This window comes from Virgibacillus halodenitrificans, from assembly GCF_001878675.1.
GTDB classification, from domain to species: domain Bacteria; phylum Bacillota; class Bacilli; order Bacillales; family Amphibacillaceae; genus Virgibacillus_Q; species Virgibacillus_Q halodenitrificans.
Genome location: NZ_CP017962.1, coordinates 2405674 through 2424511, shown reverse-complemented (window position 1 = coordinate 2424511; position 18838 = coordinate 2405674). Strand labels below are relative to the sequence as shown.

The window sequence follows — 18838 nt, the reverse complement described above, 5'->3', positions numbered from 1 at the left end:
GGAAACAATTTTGGCTAGGCTTAGCGATTTAGTAAATGTTAATATCAATCGAAATACGATTATAATTCAAGGTCAAGAAATACCAGTTATATTTACTTTCAAAAGCTTTCCTTATGTAGAAGAAGCTTATGGAAAACCATATGAAGTATTTGAAAAAGATATCAATCGATTGGTGAAAAAGGGTCAATTTACATTAGGGAAAAAGGAAATCAAGTTAATGAATTCTCTAATTTACGCAATGGTTAAGAGTGGTGGAACGGAGTGTACACCTTATGAGTTAGAGAACGCTATTCCTATTAATGACTTACCAGCAATATTTGAAAAAGCATTTGACTTGTTCCAAGGACAAAACTTCCAAATTGAAGATCAAAATAAGTTAAAATCAGAAAAAAAAAGTTAAATAAGCAAACTGATGAGTCTCAATCCCCTACGTTGGATTGGGACTTTTATTTTTATGTTGGAAACACCTTATTAGGTCTTAGCATGGAAGACTTTTTCAACATTACCCCAGCACATCTTCTCAAACAATACATTATGCACGTTAAATATCATAATCCAGAAGCATTGGTAGAGAACCAACAAGACAAGCAAGTATATACGTTAGATCAGACACCGTTTTTGTAGAAAAGAGGTGAGGTTATGGCCGATAAGGAAAGAAATGTTGTCCTCAATTTTAAAATGGATGGACAAGTACAGTATGCTGAAACGATTAAAGACATAAACAGGGTTATGAATGTAGCTGCTAAAGAATATAAAAATCATGTTGCAGCAATGGGAAAAGATGCTAAAGCAACGGATAAGCTTGCAGCAGAAAAGAAAAAGCTAGAAATACAAATGCAGGGTGCTCAGAAACGTACTCAGATGCTACGTGATGAATATGAAGCAATGGCCAAGGATACTAACACTTCCAGTGCCGAACTTGAAAAAATGTATGGAAAACTATTAGACTCTGAGCGAGCAGAAATGGCATTGCAAAAGTCACTAGATCGAGTGAATGATGGATTATCTGATCAAGCTCAAGAAGCAAGAGAAGCCATGTCACAGTTAGATGATTTAAAAGGCGAAAGTAAGTTGTTAGAACAGGAACAAAAGAATCTAACAGGCGCTTTTAAATTGCAAACAGCAGAGCTTGGAGATAATGCAAGCGAAGCAGAAAAGACAGAACTTGCTCAAAAGCAATTAACTCAACAAATGGAGTTAACGGAGCGGACCGTAGATAATTTGGAAAAGCAATTAGAAGCTACCAAGAAGATCTACGGTGAGAACTCTGTCGAAGTCCTGCAAATGGAAGGTAAATTAAATGATGCCAGGTTAACAGTTCAAAAGTTTAGTAATTCGCTGGATGACATAGAAAATAGCGGTAAGGATGCCGGAGAAGGTTTAGAAGAGCTTGGCAAGAAAATGGACTTAAACAACTTATTGGAAGCTACTGAGTTGCTTCAAGGTGTTACTGATAAGTTATTAGAAGTTGGTCAAGCTGCATTTGATAGCGGAATGGCTTTTGCTGATTCTCAAACGAATTTACAGGCTAATTTAGGCTTAACTGCAGATGAAGCCGAAAAGCTTAATGATGTTGTAAATGATGTGTTTAAGAACGGTGTAGTTGATTCTATGGAAGAAGCTAATGAAGCGGTTATTCTCACCAAAAGAACCTTTAAAGATCTTAATGATGTTGAATTAGAAACAATAACAAATAAAATAACAACTATTGCTAAGCGTACCGGAACAGATGTACAAGAAAATATTCGTGGTGCTGAACAATTAATGATAGCTTTTGGGTTAAAAGGTGATGAAGCTTTAGACTTAATTGCTTCTGGTTATCAAAATGGATTAAACCGTAGTGATGATTTTATGGATACACTTATTGAATACTCGCCTTTATTTGAGCAAGCAGGTTTTGATGCAGAACAAATGATGAATATAATTAATAATGGCCTTGAAAGTGGGGCTTTTAATGCAGATAAAGCAGCAGATGCAGTTAAAGAATTTGGTGTTTTCATAAATGACGGAAAAATAGCAGATAACATTGAATTATATAGTAAAGGTACCCAAGAACTATTTGACAAGTATAAGGACGGAAAAGCGACTGCTGCAGATGTTTTTGCATCCATAAGTCAAGATATAGTAGACACAGATGATAAGCAAAAGAAATATGAAATGGGTGTGTCTGCTTTTGGAACAATGTATGAAGATCTTGGCGATAAAGCAGTTGAATCTTTTTCTAAAACGGGCGGTGCAATTGACAAAGTAAACGGCAAAGCTGATGAAATGGCTGAAAAGGCACCAGGAGAGAAATGGCAATCATCTTTAAGAGAATTGCAAGATGCTCTAATACCAATTGGGCAAACAATAGTTGATACATTAACTCCTGTAGTTGAAAAGATATCAGAGTTAGGAAAGTGGTTTAAAGAATTACCTGAACCTGCTCAAACATTTATTACTGTGTTTGGGGGTGTAATTGGAGTAGCGGCAGCACTAGCCCCTGTTATTATTGGTTTAGCAGTAGCCTTTACTGCTTTAAATGTATCGCTTTTACCAATAATCGCTATCATTGGAGGAGTTGCACTTGCGATAGCAGGTATAGTATTAGTTATCCAGAACTGGGGAGCGATCACTGATTGGATAGGTGAAAAATGGGATCTATTTACTGCTTGGCTTTCTGAATCCGTCTCAACTCTAGCAACTAACTTCGTCAATTGGTTTAACGATATGAAAACGGGCGCTGTTGACAAATTTAATGAACTGAAGGATAAGAGTATTGCTAAAGTGGATGAACTTAAAACGAAAGGTATAAATACCATAAAAGGTTTTAAAGATGGTGCTATAAATAAAGCAAACGAATTAAAGAATGGTTTTGTGAATAAAGCGCAAGATTTAAAGCAAGGGGCGATTAATAAATATAATGAACTGAAAAACGGAGCAATAAATACAATTTCTGGACTAAAAAACGGAGCCATTAACAAGGCAAATGAGATGAAGACTAGTTTTGTAAATAAAGTAAAATCCTTAAAAGATGGTGCCATAAATCGGTTTAATGATCTACGGAGCAAAGCTTCTAGTGTTATGGAACAAACAAAAGACAAAATAGTTTCTCCGATTGAAAAAGCTCGTGATTTAATTAAAACGGCCATTGAGAAAATTAAGGGATTCTTTTCTGGTCTTGGTGATAAATTAAAAATTAAAATACCTAAGCCGAAATTGCCAAGGTTTACTATAACTGGTGGGTTTGATCTAACGCCTCCTGATATATCTGTTCCTAAGATAGGGATTAAGTGGAATGCAAAAGGCGGTATCTTTACGCAGCCTACTATATTTGGTGCAAGTGGAGGGCAATTGCAAGGAGCAGGTGAAGCGGGTCCAGAAGCTGTACTTCCTCTTAATGAAAAAACATTAGGTGATATTGGTAAGGGTATTGCCAGTTCTATGGGTGGAGATACCAAAGTTGAAGTTGTCGTATATCTTGATACAGACGAGGTAAATACAAAACTTGCGCCTGGGATGAGTAAAAAAATAAACGATAATAACAAAATAATAGCCCGTAGTAATGGGGTGATCAGAACATGATAACAATGGATGATAAATATCGTTTTGAAGACTTTGGGTTTGATTGCGAACCAGGTAACGAGGATCCAATCAACCCTGATTTTGAACATAAAACACTGAAGATACCAGGTAGACCGGGTCTTTGGAATTTTGGAAGTGAAATAAAAGAAAAAGTGTTTGGTTACAATTTAAAAATTATGGATCGATTTTATGAAGATAGGCAGCGGAGGTTTAACGAACTCGTTGCTTTTTTGTTTGATGATTATGGACAACCGAGGGAAATAAAAGTAGTTAGAGATTATGAGACTGATAAGCATTATATAGCTAAGTTAAACCAGTCATTAAATCCTACTTGGGATGTGGAAGAAGGGTCACTTACAATAGTGTTTGTTGCTGAGGATTCATATAAGAAAATGAATGTTGAAAACCATGAGATACATTGGAATAGCGAAACGGCTTTTTATACAGATAGCTTTAATATGAACTCAACGTTTGTAGATGATGAATTAATCACTGCTCCAACAACATTAGAAACTACAGTACACGGGTTAGCGATAAGACCAGATATATTAATTCATGGTTCTGGAACAAACGTGGAGATTAGTGTAAATGGGAAATCATTTAAGCTTAAAGACTTTACGAATGCTAGTTTCCTATTACGTGGATTGGATTATACATGCTTTAAAAATGGTGTGGAGAATTTAACAGAAATGATAGGTGATCACCCAACGCTATTACCTGGTAACAATCAAATACAAATAACAGGAACGAATATGAACTTCAAATTATCAATAAGGTTAAGAGATCAATTTAATTAAGGACGGTGGTGGTTTTGGTACTAAAAACAATACCTACTAATATACGCTTTCCTATGTATAAAGGTGTGGAGTATATTAATGAAGCTATTAAGGCGGCAGAACGATCAGATACTAATGCTGCTGAAGCAAAACAAAATTCAATAAATGCAGAAAATATTGCAAACCAAGCAAACGATAAATCGGATTATACGCAAACACAATTGGATGCAGTAACAGGAGCAAGTACGATTGACCCTGCTGTAGAGCAGATGAAAGTCGGCAGTGATGGAAGTACCGTTTACGCCAGTCCTGATGAGAGAGTGCGGACAGAGCATAATCAGGTTAGTTCGCAGTTGGAAGATATCGCGATAAACGTAAAATCGTTTGGTGCAAAAGGTGATGGTATTTCAGATGACACAATTGCTATTCAATCAGCAATAGATAGTCTGCAAGAAGGTCAAGAATTGTTTTTTCCAAAAGGAAATTATTTAGTTAGCAAAAACACTACTTTGCCTATGTATCCGAATAATGACCAACCATGCTTGGTTGTTTTGCAGAAAAATAACGTTAATATAGTTGGATATGGAGCGAAACTTAAGGTGAATATACACGCTCAAGGCGTGTTAGAAATCAGACAGTCAACTGATGTAAATATTAATGGATTAATTGTTGAGGGGTGTGGTGTATTCCCCCCGCTAGATGGAAATACTGGTCGTGGCGAAAAAGGGGGCTCTGATGGAGGATATAATACAGAATCATATTGGGGAACAAAAAGGAATAATTCATATGACACAGCACTAGGAACTTTCAAAGGAGGGATTATCGGTAACGTAGGAATCGGTATTCTAGTTTATGATGGATCAAAAAGAATAACTTTAAAAAATATAGAAACATTAGGATTTAACTATTGCGGAATCTCTATTGGTACGTTTGATGAAGATAAAGAATACTCACAAGATGTATCGATTGAAAGGTGTTATAGTCACGACAATTATAGTGGGAATTTCAACTTTCACAACTCTAAAAGAGGGAGTCTTATCGCTAGTAAATCAGAGAACTCGGGGCATCCTGATTCTGATCCGGTTAATGATTCACAAGTTAACCCTGGTTATGGCGTAGTTTTAAGGCAATCAGCCAATTATGCTATTGATACTACCATTAGGGATAGTGTGTTTATAAACGATAGAAGAAAACCAATAGATTCTCATGCAGGGGAAGGCGTTTTTGTTTTAAACAATAGGATTTATGGTGGTGGTTGGGGAGGCGCAATTGTTCTCTTCGCTAGTTATTCGTCCGCTAAAGTTGACAATGTTATAGTTACTGGGAATCAGATAGAAAACATCAATGTTCACAGTGGGTTCGGGGCAGGTATAAATGTTGAAGGACTCCCAAACGAAAAAACAGCTTCATGTATAATATCGGACAATATTATTTTTAAATCAAGATTCAACACTTACCATATTTTTGCTTCAAATCTAAAAAACGCAAAAATAACAGGTAATATAATTAAAGATGATTTATTCGTAGGGAGAGAAAGATGTTACCCTATTACAACCAATAACGTAAAATATTTCGACATTAGTTCTAACTTTGTAGATATCTCTGATTTACTAAATTTCATTTCTATTGCACCTGCGTGTGTTAATGTAACAAACGGAGAATTTGGGACAATAACAAATAATACACTTATTAATTATATACGATGTATCACTATAGAGGGCGCAGAACCTTATATAAATATAATAAACAACCAACTTCTTATGAAAAATCCCAATTTAAGTCCAACTACACAACACATAAACTCTACTAGCAATAAAGGTATTGTTTCAAACAATACTTACAGCGGTAATATTGCCATAGCTAATGAGATAAAGAACAAACTCAAAATCAAGATGCGAGTTACATTTAACGGTACAGTTAACCCTATGATTGAGGTTCTAGAAGGACAAGAATATCTGGATGGCAATGTAGACATGAATACTCGTGAAATGATTATTAGGTTTAAAAATAATAATTTAAGTAGGGTACCTAGTACGAATGTTATCTTTCAAGAGGCATTAGGACTACCTTACACAGACGGATCAACTAGCGGACGTTGTTATCAGTATTACGCTATTCCAAACTCTGGCATAACGACTATTGGTTTTAGACCATCTGGAAGCACTTATACAGACGTTAAAAACATTACCTCGGGGACTATTTTCATTGACATAAGGTATTGATCGGGGAGGTAATTAACAAAAATTACTAATTATATTGTTATTCCCGCATAAATTCGATAGAATTAAATGGGGGGGCGGAAAATTGAAACAACAAATAAAAAAAGCATTAAAACCAGCTAAATCTTATATAACAAGAAAATACATGGAGAAAGTTCTGAAATCAGAGAAAGAGTTTAAAATTAATGCTGAAGCGAGTAGGATTAAATATCTCTTCCAATCAAATGAAAAGAGCGATAAATTACTAGTGATATTTTCAGGATTTCCTCTTAAAGGAAAACCACCTGTCTATAACTATGTGTTAACTTTCAGAAACCTTAACTGCAATAAGTTATTTATTTTAGATGATTTTGGAAATGATCCAAGGGGTACGTACTATTTGGGAACTAACGAAAACTGGTTTTTGGTCGACGAGTTAACCAACTTGATTTCTGATATTCAAAATAAAACTGGGATTAAAAACGATAATGTAACTCTTACTGGAAGTAGTAAAGGTGGTTTTGCTGCCCTTTATTATGCTTTTAAAAATAATTATGGAAATGTTATTGCTGGAGAACCACAAATAATGGTTGGCGACTATTTATCTGCAACTCAACATCTTGGAGTGTTTAATAATATTATGGGAGAACATTCTCAAGAAAAAAGGGATAAGTTAAACAATGCACTTTTGGAAGTTATTGAACAAAAGAAGAATTTTCCTAATAAAATTCAAATTCTTTGTGGTAAAAACAATGATTATTATTTAAACGCCCATATTAAATATCTTACAACATTTCTTGATAAAAAAAGCATTCCATACAATTTAAAACTAGGCGACTTTAATGAGCATTCACAAATAGGGAAACATTATCCAAAATTAGTTTATAATCATTATAATAATTAATCTTGAATACGAATTGTTAAGACCTCCTAACCAGGTGGTCTTTTTTCTTATGCCAGAAAGAAGGTGATCACAATAATAAAAACCCTAAACATAAACCGAGAAACAACAGCAATCCTAGAAAATGCATACAGTATTGGATATGATAAGGTGTCGAATCAAATATGGTCGGCATCTTTTTCTTTGCCAATAAACGATCCTAAAGTAAAGAAAGTAGAGTTATTAAAGTACGTAGAAATTACGGATAAAGACGAGTATATAGGTTTATTCCGTATCATCCCAAAACAAACTAGTAGCACAAACCATAGCGTTACTTTCCAGTGTGAACATGTCCTAGCGACACTCTTGGGGAGTACGCTTTTTAAATACCATCAATTAACGAATTACTCAACAAGAGAAGTGCTTCAGTATTTACTTGATCAACAGAAGGTTAAACATATCGTATTAGGAACCGTAGCATTTACAAGGTACTTTCATTACAGCTGGGAAAACGAAAATCTATTATCAGCTATATTTAGTGTACCGAAGCCATTTAATGAACAGAGTAGATGGTATCTTGACACAACTACTTATCCTTGGGTACTTAGTCTATTAGAAGTCGAAACAGAGCCTACATGCAGGCTTAAAGAAGGTTACAATCTAATAGGGTTTGAGATTGAAGAAGATCCGAGAAGTGTATTTAATCGCATTTATCCATTGGGTGCAGGCGAAGGAGTAAACCAGCTAACAATTGAGTCTGTGAATAATGGTGTGCCTTATATTGAAGACATTGCTCCTGGTGAAGAAATACACGAAACTGTATGGGTAGACAAGCGGTTTGAAGATGCTGCAAGTTTAAAAGCAAGCTCAGAAGCATTATTGCAAAAGTGGAAAAATCCAATTATCACATGGAAAGCTTCTGCTGCTGATGTATCATCTATTACTGGATTAGAAATTGATAAGCTAAAAGAGGGAAGAGTATTACGGATTGAATTAGATGACTACCCCACAACTGAACTAAGGATTATGAAAGAAAGTAAATCCGATATTACTGGTGATCCGGGCAATGTTCAATTGGAGATTGGTAATCTTCAGGAAGATCTGGGAACAACGCAAGCTGATTTGGAGCGAAGACAACAGATCAATGAATTGTACTCGCAAGGCGCTACTAATATTATGGTTGTTCCTGCTCAAGATAATGCAGATACTCAACATCCTTTAGTATTACCTTTTGTTATAGATGAAGATGTTGTAAATGTTAATACATTGGAATTGTGGTTACGAACTAAACCATTTAGAACATATTCTGAGACAACTAAAAACGCAGGGCAAATAGTTAAGTCAGTTGTAACTGGTGGTGGAGGTTCTGTCGTGAAAAGTAGCACAACTGGCGGAGGTGGAGCTGTTGTCCAAAGTAACACCACATCAAATGGAGGTTCTGTTGTTCAAAGTGTAACCACCCAAGGTGGAGGAAGTTCCTCTCAAACTTCTAATGCTGGTGGAGATCACAGGCATGTTGTTTTCCAAAGAACATCCGCAGGGGGACCATTTGACTTAAACACATATGCAGCTGCAGGAGGTAGTTTACTCCAACTAGAAGCATCTACTTCTACAATATCAACTGCAGGTAGCAGTGGGAATCACTCTCATGCGTATAACACTCCATCACACACTCATGGTTTAAGTATTAATATACCAGGGCATACGCATCCTTTTTCAATACAGTTACCAAACCATACACATCCGTTTGAATTTACATTACCAAACCATACACATCCATTAGAAATTAGCATTCCAGGGCATATCCATGGAGTAGAACACAAAATAATAGAGTTAGATGAAACACCTTCCAATGTGCAAATCAAAGTTGATGGCAATTTAGTTGAATTTAGCGGAACGAGCGGTGATCGCATTAACTTAATTGATTACGTGAATATGTCAGGGGGCAAAGTTACCAGAGGTAGGCATGAGGTTGAGATACTACCAGATTCATTGGCAAGAATTGAAGCTGAAGTAATCTTTAGAGTGTTTATTAAGAGCCAATTAGGAGGGACTTTTTAAATGATAAAAGTATTGGTAATTGTTACGAAAAACGGAACAAAGTATCAAATTGGAATTGATAAACCAGTTCCTGGAGTACTTAAAGAAATTAGTAAGACTAAAGGGAGATTTTATTTACCAATTGATTCATGCGCTATTGATAAAAACGAAATTGTCTCTGTTGAACAATATGAATTTGATCCGAAAGAAGGTGAGAATAATGGTTAAATTAGAAGTTACTACGCACAGTGGGGAAACTAATATCGTTGAAGTGGAAACTTATAATGCTGTTGAAATAACAGAAATGAGAAACGATCAGAGCATAGAATCAATAGCAATTGGAAACTGCAGTTTTTCACGCATTGACTTAAAAAATATAAAACCAATTGAATCTTAATTGTTATTTTTACGTATTTATGTATATACTAGGTAAAAGAGGATAGGTTGTATACGCCGATAAGAGAGATACCCGTCTCTCTTCCTCATCTAATTTAACGGGTAGACTGTGGGAGGTCTTTATAATGAGAAACGTGAAAAAAGGCATTTTAACTGTATTGTTGGCTTTATATATTGCAGCACCAATGATAGCTGGTCAATTAGATACACCGCAACCAGGTGATTATGACTTTATTGGTCCGTTACCAACTGCTGAACATCAAGAAAACTAAGAGAATCCCAATAGGGGTTCTTTTTTATATGCAGGAAATTGCTTCCTCCTGTCGAAATAAGTAGATAGGAGGGGATTAATTATGAGAAAACACGAACAAAAAGATTATTTCATCACTAACAAAGATAACGAATTTGAACAAGTAAAATCTGTAGTGAAAAAATCTTTAGACAATGCAAGAGTAGAAGACGGCGTTCCAATGTGGGAAAGCTTTTTAGAGAGATTGTATTATTCTTTAGATGAAGGGCAAGAAAAGGGAATGGAGCCTTGGCAAATCAACAGAATAATACAGTTACTTTTAAATTATGTGCCGGAAGAAGATAAAAATAATTATTAACACTAAAGCATCTCATAAGAGGTGCTTTTTATATGTACACGGGGATGCCACAACATCCCCTAGCACTCCACATGAGGTCAAACGTGGGGTGCTTTTATATTTATACGAGATATGTCGGACAGGGTAAGGGGGTCAACATGACACAGGAGGCGAAAGAAATGGAGAATGGAGAGAGGTTAGCTAAGTTAGAACAGCAGACAGACAACATTGAGCGTATTGTCACCGAACTTAACGATAATATCAAATCGTTTACTGCCATTTATGTGCCTCGTACAGAGATACAACTTATGTTGGATGCTAGAGACAAGCAAATAAGTGATCTTGATAAAAAACTTGAAAGTAAAGCAGACAGCGACGAGGTTAAGAGAATAGTTAAAGAAGATGATAATCGAAAAAACAATGCTCCTGCTTGGGCGGCAGTCATGATATCGGCTGTCGTTTTTTTGTACACAGTTTTAACAGCTTTAATTTAAAAAGGAGGAATTATCTATGGAAAACGAAGTTATGCAGCAAGTGTTGATTTTTGCCACGCTCATAGTGCCGGCAGTGATTGGTTTAGTTGAATTAGTTAAAAGGACAGTAAGTGTTAAAAAGAATATTGTGCCTGCGATTAGTTTCATTATCGGGTTGATTATCGGTACGGCAGCTTATCCGTTTACGGACATGGAATTGGTATTGCGATTGTGGGCAGGAGGATTTGCAGGGTTATCTGGTACAGGATTATTTGAATTAATTAAGAAAAGAAATGGAGTGACTAAATAATGACAGTATCACTACAAACATTATTAGACAGATCAAACCGGAACATGGACAAGGGTACGCATCCAGTAGTAAGGGATAAAGCTTTAGAATTGATTAAAAGAGCTTATAAAGAAAGGATCTACGTCCAAATTAGTGAGGGTTATCGCTCTCATGCTAGGCAACAAGCATTATATGATCAGGGTAGAACGACACCAGGTAACATTGTAACCAATGCTAAGCCTGGTCAATCTATCCATAACTATGGTACTGCAGTAGACTTCTTTCTTGTATCAGATGATGGCCAAGATGCAATCTGGAAAGTAGATAAAAAATGGAGACGAGCTGCAGCTATTGGTAAGTCACTTGGATTTGAATGGGGAGGAGACTGGAAAAGCTTTAAAGACTACCCTCATTTACAGATGCCCAATATATCCAGTGGTAAGCCATCTACACCAAGTTATGGTAATAGTAAAGTTATCATAAAAAAGATACAAACCTATGCCAACAAGTACTATAATGCAGGGTTAAGAGTAGATGGCTATGATGGCCCTAAAACGAGAAAAGCACTTCTTAAGGCTTATCAAACCGAATTAAATAAACAATTTGACAGAGGTTTGGTTAAAGATGGTGTTTGGGGTCCTAAGACAGAAAATGCAAGTATCATTGTTTATCCTGGAGCAAAAGGAAGACTTACTTGGATTATCCAAGCATTGCTATACTGTAAAGGTTATGACCCAAAAGGGTTAGACGGTATTTTCGGTAGTGGATGTGAAGCTACAGTAAGAGAGTTTCAGGAATCTGAAGGATTAGTTGTTGATGGCCGTGTAGGTCCAGTAACATTTAAGCATTTGTTTAAGTAAGAAAAAGAGCGCTCCATAATGGGGCGCTTTTACATATCCTCAAAGAAATATAACAGGTTGGCATCGGGAATGATATTATTACCCTCATCATCTTTCCAATTACTTAAATCCTCATTATTTTGTAATAAAGCTTGGATTTCCTCATATTCTTCTTTAGATTTAGGCCTTATCGTCTTAATGATATCATAACCTATACGTACCTCAAATCGTTCCTTATCTTGTCTAATCATATACAGACCTCTACCGTAAAAGGCTATCATAGTATATCTCCTTTATAGTTGTTAGAGATGTATTCGACAGATTTATGGTTTATCCTTCTTTATAAATCAGGACTCTCTGTATAAGGTATAATATTCTTAATCTCAAAATCCGTAGCCTTGTCTCCAGACATGTATCTATGTGCAACCTCAGCAGTCATTTCTCTAAGTTGTTCACTTGTAAAAGTGTACTTTCGTCCATCTATAATGTAGGAGTCATTTAGCTTTCGCACTCTGTTATAGTATTTACCTCTAAGCTGATTAAAGTCATCCTGCATCTGCTCAACTACATGATCTATCTTACTTAAATATAGGTTAGCCATTGACCAATTTTTAAATAGTGGTCGATCATGTTTAAATACATTAATGGCTAACGGCAGAGCGATATACTCTTTTATTTGTTGGTCCATGCGATCACCTTCTATAAGAATATTTGTTCTTATAATATCATAAAAAAAGACCGCATTGCGCGGTCAACCACCTGGATCTGGATCTCTTCTCATTATATTCACTTCCTCTCGTACAAATCATCAACCTTGCAGCCTAACAATTCAGCTAACCTAAAGGCATTTTCCAATGAAGGGTTACTATGCCCGTTAATCCATCTGGATAACACTACTTGGCTAACCCCTAGTTGATCAGCAACCCACTTCTTTTTAAATCCTCTAATCTCTAAATACTCATTTATTTTGTTTTCCATCCAATCACCTATATACCTATTCCACAAGGCTTCTTTAATATCCTTTATACAATTAGTTTAAATTTATTTAAAGTAATGTGTAATCAATCTACCTTAACCTGCATATAGTTTATTAAGTTCACTTCACTATTCACATTAATGTTCTCTGCATGACTATACATTTCTCTATTCTAATATTGTTTTCAATACCTTTTAACTCTGTCCAATCCATCATTAAGAAAGGGGGATAATATGTATATTATCTATGGAATCACTCTTGTATCTTTTTACTGGCTGGGGATGCAGGTTTTTGCGAGTGATTGGAGTAAGGATGAACAGTTGCCGATCTTACCCAGGTCAAACACATCCGTTGTAATTGGTAAGTTTGAAAATGGATATGTATATCACAACTTTAAAAAGTTCGCTCACATGATTGTTGCAGGAACAACGGGGTATGGAAAGACAAATTTTATTAAATGTCTCATATCACAATTAAACGGAGAAATAGTTCTAATTGACTTAAAAGGAGGGTTTGATTATGGGAAGGTCACTGCTACTGATATTACACAAGCTCGTATAGAGTTAGAAAAAGTAGTAGGGGAAATGAAACAACGGAGACAGTCTCATATTTATGTCATTATTGATGAAGCCGGAGAGTTATTAGCACCTGCACACTTAACCAAAAAAGAAAGTAGCGATTATTTAGCTTGTCAAGCAGCTATAAGTGAAATAGCAAGATTAGGTAGAGGATTCCACGTACATCTAATATATGCCACTCAATACCCAACAAAAGACATCCTAAATGGTCAAGTAAAGCAGAATGCGGAAACACGTATTTGTTTCAGGTTGCCGACGGAAATAGCTTCGAGGGTTGCTCTAGATGAATCGGGAGCTGAAGCACTTCCCTCTGGCCAATATGGGTTAGGTATTTACAAGAAGGATTACAAGCTAAGTATGAAAAGCTTTCAATTCGAGGAAAGGGATGGTTGGGATGTTAAAGTCAGAGATCCGCAAAGAGAGGGAAGCCAGGATACTTTCAAGATTAAATAAGTTAGGTGTTGCGAGTGCATGGGAATTAATGCGGTTAAACGCAGGAGGATTAGGGGAAGGGGGCAGAAGGAATGCTCTACGCATATTAAATGAGATGACTGAAAAAGGCTTATTAGAATGTAGCAGAAAAGAAATAAAGATATTTTGTGTAGCTGGCAGAGGATTTGGTCATTGGGAACACCGTATGATGATGAATAAGTTCCTTATTATAAGGGGCCTATTTGATAAGGCAAAAATAGAACCTACTGTAACAATAAATGGGAAAGAGTTTAGACCTGATTTTATGGTTCCAAGAGTAAGTGATCCGAAAACAGCAAATGATTATGTGTATTATGAAGTAGATCGAAAGCAGAAAAAGAAAGCTAATTTAGAGAAGATACAAAGGTATAAAGAGTTGGGGTTACGCTTCGAAATTATATGCTCGCCAGAGAGGGTAAGAATGTGGAAAGGGTGTGTGGTTCATGAGATATAATTACCCACTTTTCACCCACAAACCACCCACAAACCACCCACAAATATTTGAAATTATATGATGAAATTTGAAAAGCTAAACTAATAAAAATCCCATAGTATCAGTACTTAGAGTTACTTTGATTTAATATGAAAAACAAAAATAATCAAATTTGAGATGGAAGGTTCAATCGGTTAAGGCCAAATTTTAAAAGACTAAGACGTAGCTATTGCGTCTTAGTCTTTTTTTGGATATTGTAGTATAGAACCTGGAATTTAATTATTTCCGACTTCTTGATATGTAAATTAGAGGAATTGCTTTACATAATTTAAAGCTTTTTATATACATAGTTATCTTGAAAATTATTTTGGATGGAAGGGATTCATTTGGTATATATTATTTGCATTATTATAGGTATAGTTACGGCCTTTGTGGGTGGTTTAATGGGGCTCGGCGGGGGAATAGTAATGATTCCCAGCATGCTATTTCTTTATCAATTTTCAGAGGCTTTTTCCTGGGCAACTCCGCAAACTATTGTAGGAATTTCTCTTGTTGCTATGGTGTTTACCGGGCTATCTTCCTCAATTGCTTATTTTAAAACTGGCAGAATAGATTATAAAACTGGTTTGTATTTTCTTTCTGGCAGCATACCAGGAAGTATATTAGGTTCTTGGCTGAATCAATTTGTAAATGTTGATGATTTTCAATTATATTTTGGATTTATAATGATCATAATCTCTATGCTTTTTTTTATTAAAAGGAAACAGAAATCTGTAGATATAACACATACAAAGAACGTAAGAAGCTTTACATTAAATGGGGAAACATACAATTATACAGTTAATATCTATTTGGCTTTTTTACTGGCGTTTATGGTTGGAACGATGTCCGGGCTTTTTGGAATTGGTGGAGGATCTATTATGGTACCTGCGATGATTCTGTTGTTTGGTATTCCAGCCCATATTGCCACAGCAACATCCATGTTTATGATTTTCTTTGTTAGTATAATTGGAGCTAGCACACATATTGTCTTAGGGCATGTAATTTGGCAATACGCTATATTTTTTATTCCGGGAGCATGGATTGGTGGAAAACTTGGTGCTATCGTGAACCAACGTCTGACTGGAAAAACATTGGAATGGATTTTACGGGCTATCTTAATTATCATAGGTATACGGATGATAGCTGAAGGTCTGATGTAAGGAGCAATGATTTTTAATGGAAGAAAATATATTCATATTTTATACGAACGATTTTCATAGCAATTTTAATAACTGGTCGAGAGTTGCAGGTTATCTAAAGGACAGTATTGCTGGGAAGCGTTATCGTAACGAATCCTGTTTCCTTTTAGATGTTGGTGATCATGTAGATCGCGTGCATCCTATTAGCGAAGCTTCCTTAGGGAAAGCAAATGTGCAATTGATGAATGAGCTAGGGTTTGATGCGGTAACGATAGGTAATAATGAAGGTATAACGTTATCACATAAAGATTTGTTTCATTTGTATGATGAGGCTGAATTTGAGGTCGTTTGTGCAAACTTACACAGTACAGATAGTAATAATCCTAACTGGTTAGAGCGAGTCACAGTTTTTGAAACGGAGACAGGGGTACGAATCGGTATTATTGGTCTAACAGCACCATTTAATGATTTTTATGAGTTGCTTGGATGGCATGTATCTTCCCAGTTTGAAGCTTTGGATAAGTATATCTTTGAACTAAAAGAATCTGTTGATATTGTTGTTCTTTTATCCCATTTGGGGATTAATGAGGATCAGGAAATTGCCAGAAGATTCCCTGCTATAGACATAATTATTGGCGGGCATACCCATCACTTGTTGCGTACAGGTGAAGAAGTTAATAATAGTCTAATTACAGCTGCAGGAAAGCATTGTGCCTTTGTAGGCGAAGTCTCATTAACATGGGATCATACTGCTAATAAGCTTGTTAGGAAAGAGGCGTTTACTACAGATATTACTTCAATGGGAAGAGATATGCATACAGAACAAATGCTTTTTGAATTACAAAAACAAGCCGAAGAAATACTTGGTAAAAAAGTAATCCATTTAAATGAGGGGCTGACAGTCAACTGGTTTAAAGAAACACCTTTAATGTGCGAGCTGACAAATACATTAAAGACATGGACTCAAGCAGACTGTGCTATGTTAAATTCCGGCTTGCTTCTTGATCAATTAACAGCAGGAGATATTACCTACAGTGACGTACATCGTATATGTCCACATCCAATCAATCCCTGTGTTGTTGAATTAAAGGGAGACGAGTTGTTGGAAGTAATCAGGGCTTCGCTCACAAAAGATTTTATGGAGTTAAAATTAAAAGGATTTGGGTTCCGTGGTGAGCTATTGGGCAGAATGGTATTCGCTGGTTTAGAAGTAGAAACAGGAAAACATGAAAATGGAGAAGAATATGTAAAAGAGGTACTCTTAGAAGGTTCCTCTCTGGATTCAAATAAAGTATATAAGGTAGCAACAGCAGATACGTTCACATTCGGACGGCTCCTGCCAGAAGTAGCCAAGTCGGAAAGGAAGGACTTCTTCTTGCCGGAATTTTTAAGGGATTTATTGGTTAAGACATTACAAACAAAATTTAAGTAATTTATGGATCTGGGTTCGTGACCATACTTCCTTTGTTTGCATACATATATTGTGTAGCAATCAAAGGAGGCTGGCCATGTATGATAACAGTAAACCCCTTAGAGGTAGATGGAATGATGTTTACGGCGATTCAAGTTGAACTACCAAAAACAAATCTTATTATGATTACGAATGAAACTGGTTATATTATGTGTGCTGCACTGGATGTGGATGTGCTTAATGAAAAATTAGCTCATCGAAAAGTAGTTGCAGGAAGAGCTGTAGGTGTGCGATCCATTGATGATTTATTGAACGCTCCACTTGAAAAAATTACCGACGCTTCGAGAACCTATGGCTGGGAAGTTGGAATGACAGGGAAAGAAGCATTGTTAAAAATCGCATGAAGAAATGCCTTCCATAATGAGGAGGGCATTTTTTATTTTTGGTGTTTATACGACGGGTTACCCTGCGCTACTATTGATTAACTAAATGAGCGATTTTTCCTTACATCTTTTTATATAATGGCTATTTGTCATTAAATTTGCTATTATTTTAATATAACATATGTCGATAAGTGTCATATTATGGCTGAAAATATTATTTATTAACAGTTAGGAGAACCTTATGAAGCTTGTAAATACCAACTTGATTACCCCCGGAGAGATTCTTGCTCAGACCGTACATAATGATAATGGTGTAGTGCTGATTAGGGAAGGGGTAACCTTAACTGAAAAGATACTTGCACGGTTGATTAAACAAGGGATAACTTATTTGTACATAAAAGATAAGTTTACTAATGATATTAAAGCAGAACCGGTTATTTCTAACAAACTACGTTCGGATGCAACGAAAATGATGAAAGATATTTTCTATGAAATACAAGAGAACGGACTGGTAGGGCGAGCATTTATTCTTGATAATAGCAAAAAGAAGCTTTCTATTGTCGTTAATCAAATTCTTGAAGAAATACAATCGAATAAGAAATCATTCTCATTATTAACAGATATATTTATTACAGATAATTACGTATTTCAACATTCACTAAATGTAGCAATTTATTCATTGGCAATTGGAGTAGAATTAAATTATTCATCTAAGATGCTAACTGAAATCGGAATCGGTGCTATGCTGCATGACATTGGTAAGATGTTCATCTCACCGGAAATATTAAATAAACCAGGTAGACTATCAGAAGAAGAATATGAAACAATGAAAAGCCACACAGTACTCGGTTTTGAGTTTTTAAGAAAGCAAGCAGATTTGCCAACAGTAGTTTCCCACTGTGCCTATCAGCACCATGAAAGGCTAGATGGTTCTGGTTATCCGAGAGGTATTAAGGATGATGACATTCATCCATACGGTAAATTAATTGGTATAGCTGATGTTTTTGATGCAGTTACGAGTAACCGAGTGTATCGTGAAGCAATGCTTCCACATGAGGGGCTTGAGATCCTCTATGCAGGGGCGGCGAGGTTATTTGATAAAAACATGGTAGAGGCTTTTAAAAATAGTATCATTATTTATCCTAATGGCATTACAGTCCTTCTAAGTAACAAAAGTGAAGGAATAGTTGTAAGACAGAATGAAAATCTTTGTGATAGACCTGTCATACGTATAATGAAAGAAAATACTTATACATTAAGCATTCCCTATGATTTGGACCTGGGAAAAGTGATGAATGTCACGATAGTGGATGTAAATCTTGATGGAAATTAAAATTCTATCCTCCCGTATACAAGCATAAGC

General features: G+C 35.9%; 22 protein-coding genes. 19 read left to right on the top strand and 3 right to left on the bottom strand.

Annotated features, from left to right (window positions below):
- The first annotated feature begins 10 nt into the window (after positions 1-10).
- From BME96_RS12600 to BME96_RS12545, 13 genes are all read left to right on the top strand, one after another.
- Complete coding sequence (locus BME96_RS12600; protein WP_071649216.1) at positions 11-400, top strand: hypothetical protein; 390 nt, start codon at positions 11-13, stop codon at positions 398-400.
- A gap of 239 nt (positions 401-639) precedes the next feature.
- The gene (locus tag BME96_RS12590) at positions 640-3564 is read left to right on the top strand and encodes a phage tail tape measure protein (RefSeq protein WP_071649214.1); all 2925 of its coding nucleotides are present in this window, start codon (positions 640-642) and stop codon (positions 3562-3564) included.
- Complete coding sequence (locus BME96_RS12585) at positions 3561-4361, top strand: phage tail domain-containing protein (RefSeq protein ID WP_071649213.1); 801 nt, start codon at positions 3561-3563, stop codon at positions 4359-4361. The genes BME96_RS12590 and BME96_RS12585 overlap by 4 nt, the downstream gene beginning before the upstream one ends.
- Positions 4362-4375: 14 nt before the next feature.
- Entirely contained in the window at positions 4376-6562 is a 2187-nt protein-coding gene (locus BME96_RS12580; protein WP_071649212.1) for a right-handed parallel beta-helix repeat-containing protein, read from the top strand.
- Between the two features lie 82 nt (positions 6563-6644).
- Entirely contained in the window at positions 6645-7442 is a 798-nt protein-coding gene (locus tag BME96_RS12575; protein WP_071649211.1) for an accessory Sec system protein Asp2, read from the top strand.
- Between the two features lie 147 nt (positions 7443-7589).
- Positions 7590-9479 (top strand): phage tail spike protein, encoded by a 1890-nt coding sequence (locus tag BME96_RS12570; protein ID WP_197035824.1) that lies wholly within the window; start codon positions 7590-7592, stop codon positions 9477-9479.
- Positions 9480-9686 carry a hypothetical protein gene (locus BME96_RS12565; RefSeq protein ID WP_071649210.1) on the top strand — a complete coding sequence of 69 codons (207 nt, stop codon included), beginning with the start codon at positions 9480-9482 and terminating at the stop codon, positions 9684-9686.
- The gene (locus BME96_RS19605; RefSeq protein WP_156035999.1) at positions 9679-9855 is read left to right on the top strand and encodes a hypothetical protein; all 177 of its coding nucleotides are present in this window, start codon (positions 9679-9681) and stop codon (positions 9853-9855) included. Before BME96_RS12565 ends, BME96_RS19605 begins: the two co-directional genes overlap by 8 nt.
- 124 nt (positions 9856-9979) lie before the next feature.
- The gene (locus BME96_RS19600; protein WP_156035996.1) at positions 9980-10126 is read left to right on the top strand and encodes a hypothetical protein; all 147 of its coding nucleotides are present in this window, start codon (positions 9980-9982) and stop codon (positions 10124-10126) included.
- Positions 10127-10207: 81 nt separating this feature from the next.
- Positions 10208-10462: a hypothetical protein gene (locus tag BME96_RS12560; protein WP_071649209.1), complete on the top strand. Its 255-nt coding sequence runs from the start codon at positions 10208-10210 to the stop codon at positions 10460-10462.
- A gap of 137 nt (positions 10463-10599) precedes the next feature.
- Positions 10600-10935, top strand: coding sequence for a hypothetical protein (locus BME96_RS12555; RefSeq protein WP_071649208.1), 336 nt, complete (start codon positions 10600-10602; stop codon positions 10933-10935).
- A 31-nt stretch (positions 10936-10966) separates the two neighbouring features.
- Positions 10967-11224: a holin gene (locus tag BME96_RS12550; protein WP_071650002.1), complete on the top strand. Its 258-nt coding sequence runs from the start codon at positions 10967-10969 to the stop codon at positions 11222-11224.
- The gene (locus tag BME96_RS12545; RefSeq protein WP_071649207.1) at positions 11224-12063 is read left to right on the top strand and encodes a peptidoglycan-binding protein; all 840 of its coding nucleotides are present in this window, start codon (positions 11224-11226) and stop codon (positions 12061-12063) included. Before BME96_RS12550 ends, BME96_RS12545 begins: the two co-directional genes overlap by 1 nt.
- A 29-nt stretch (positions 12064-12092) precedes the next feature.
- On the opposite strand, the gene BME96_RS12540 is transcribed toward BME96_RS12545, so the two are convergent.
- From BME96_RS12540 to BME96_RS12530, 3 genes are all read right to left on the bottom strand, one after another.
- Positions 12093-12323 (bottom strand): hypothetical protein, encoded by a 231-nt coding sequence (locus tag BME96_RS12540; protein WP_071649206.1) that lies wholly within the window; start codon positions 12321-12323, stop codon positions 12093-12095.
- A gap of 59 nt (positions 12324-12382) precedes the next feature.
- Entirely contained in the window at positions 12383-12730 is a 348-nt protein-coding gene (locus BME96_RS12535; RefSeq protein ID WP_071649205.1) for a YhjD family protein, read from the bottom strand.
- A 98-nt stretch (positions 12731-12828) separates the two neighbouring features.
- Positions 12829-13020: a helix-turn-helix transcriptional regulator gene (locus BME96_RS12530; RefSeq protein ID WP_071649204.1), complete on the bottom strand. Its 192-nt coding sequence runs from the start codon at positions 13018-13020 to the stop codon at positions 12829-12831.
- 231 nt (positions 13021-13251) lie between these two features.
- On the opposite strand from BME96_RS12530, the gene BME96_RS12525 reads away from it, so the two are divergent.
- The 6 genes from BME96_RS12525 (at position 13252) to BME96_RS12500 (ending at position 18808) form a co-directional block, all read left to right on the top strand.
- Complete coding sequence (locus BME96_RS12525) at positions 13252-14049, top strand: FtsK/SpoIIIE domain-containing protein (RefSeq protein ID WP_071649203.1); 798 nt, start codon at positions 13252-13254, stop codon at positions 14047-14049.
- A complete protein-coding gene (locus BME96_RS12520; RefSeq protein ID WP_071649202.1) occupies positions 13991-14521 on the top strand; it encodes a hypothetical protein in 531 nt (176 codons plus the stop codon). The genes BME96_RS12525 and BME96_RS12520 overlap by 59 nt, the downstream gene beginning before the upstream one ends.
- Before the next feature lie 365 nt (positions 14522-14886).
- Positions 14887-15702, top strand: a complete 816-nt coding sequence (locus BME96_RS12515; RefSeq protein ID WP_083547462.1) for a sulfite exporter TauE/SafE family protein — start codon at positions 14887-14889, stop codon at positions 15700-15702.
- A 16-nt stretch (positions 15703-15718) separates the two neighbouring features.
- Positions 15719-17113 (top strand): bifunctional metallophosphatase/5'-nucleotidase, encoded by a 1395-nt coding sequence (locus tag BME96_RS12510; protein ID WP_071649200.1) that lies wholly within the window; start codon positions 15719-15721, stop codon positions 17111-17113.
- An 80-nt stretch (positions 17114-17193) separates the two neighbouring features.
- Positions 17194-17496, top strand: a complete 303-nt coding sequence (locus BME96_RS12505) for a YunC family protein (RefSeq protein WP_019378650.1) — start codon at positions 17194-17196, stop codon at positions 17494-17496.
- A gap of 220 nt (positions 17497-17716) precedes the next feature.
- Positions 17717-18808, top strand: coding sequence for an HD-GYP domain-containing protein (locus BME96_RS12500; RefSeq protein ID WP_071649199.1), 1092 nt, complete (start codon positions 17717-17719; stop codon positions 18806-18808).
- Positions 18809-18838 lie beyond the last annotated feature (30 nt).

Excerpts from the sequence above, each read along its gene's own strand:
- BME96_RS12590 (WP_071649214.1), top strand. The coding sequence starts at position 640 with ATGGCCGATAAGGAAAGAAATGTTGTCCTCAATTTTAAAATGGATGGA.
- BME96_RS12585 (WP_071649213.1), top strand. The coding sequence starts at position 3,561 with ATGATAACAATGGATGATAAATATCGTTTTGAAGACTTTGGGTTTGAT.
- BME96_RS12565 (WP_071649210.1), top strand. The coding sequence starts at position 9,480 with ATGATAAAAGTATTGGTAATTGTTACGAAAAACGGAACAAAGTATCAA.
- BME96_RS19605 (WP_156035999.1), top strand. The coding sequence starts at position 9,679 with ATGGTTAAATTAGAAGTTACTACGCACAGTGGGGAAACTAATATCGTT.
- BME96_RS19600 (WP_156035996.1), top strand. The coding sequence starts at position 9,980 with ATGAGAAACGTGAAAAAAGGCATTTTAACTGTATTGTTGGCTTTATAT.
- BME96_RS12560 (WP_071649209.1), top strand. The coding sequence starts at position 10,208 with ATGAGAAAACACGAACAAAAAGATTATTTCATCACTAACAAAGATAAC.
- BME96_RS12555 (WP_071649208.1), top strand. The coding sequence starts at position 10,600 with ATGACACAGGAGGCGAAAGAAATGGAGAATGGAGAGAGGTTAGCTAAG.
- BME96_RS12550 (WP_071650002.1), top strand. The coding sequence starts at position 10,967 with ATGCAGCAAGTGTTGATTTTTGCCACGCTCATAGTGCCGGCAGTGATT.
- BME96_RS12545 (WP_071649207.1), top strand. The coding sequence starts at position 11,224 with ATGACAGTATCACTACAAACATTATTAGACAGATCAAACCGGAACATG.
- BME96_RS12540 (WP_071649206.1), bottom strand. The coding sequence starts at position 12,323 with ATGATAGCCTTTTACGGTAGAGGTCTGTATATGATTAGACAAGATAAG.
- BME96_RS12535 (WP_071649205.1), bottom strand. The coding sequence starts at position 12,730 with ATGGACCAACAAATAAAAGAGTATATCGCTCTGCCGTTAGCCATTAAT.
- BME96_RS12530 (WP_071649204.1), bottom strand. The coding sequence starts at position 13,020 with ATGGAAAACAAAATAAATGAGTATTTAGAGATTAGAGGATTTAAAAAG.
- BME96_RS12525 (WP_071649203.1), top strand. The coding sequence starts at position 13,252 with ATGTATATTATCTATGGAATCACTCTTGTATCTTTTTACTGGCTGGGG.
- BME96_RS12520 (WP_071649202.1), top strand. The coding sequence starts at position 13,991 with ATGTTAAAGTCAGAGATCCGCAAAGAGAGGGAAGCCAGGATACTTTCA.
- BME96_RS12510 (WP_071649200.1), top strand. The coding sequence starts at position 15,719 with ATGGAAGAAAATATATTCATATTTTATACGAACGATTTTCATAGCAAT.
- BME96_RS12505 (WP_019378650.1), top strand. The coding sequence starts at position 17,194 with ATGATAACAGTAAACCCCTTAGAGGTAGATGGAATGATGTTTACGGCG.
- BME96_RS12500 (WP_071649199.1), top strand. The coding sequence starts at position 17,717 with ATGAAGCTTGTAAATACCAACTTGATTACCCCCGGAGAGATTCTTGCT.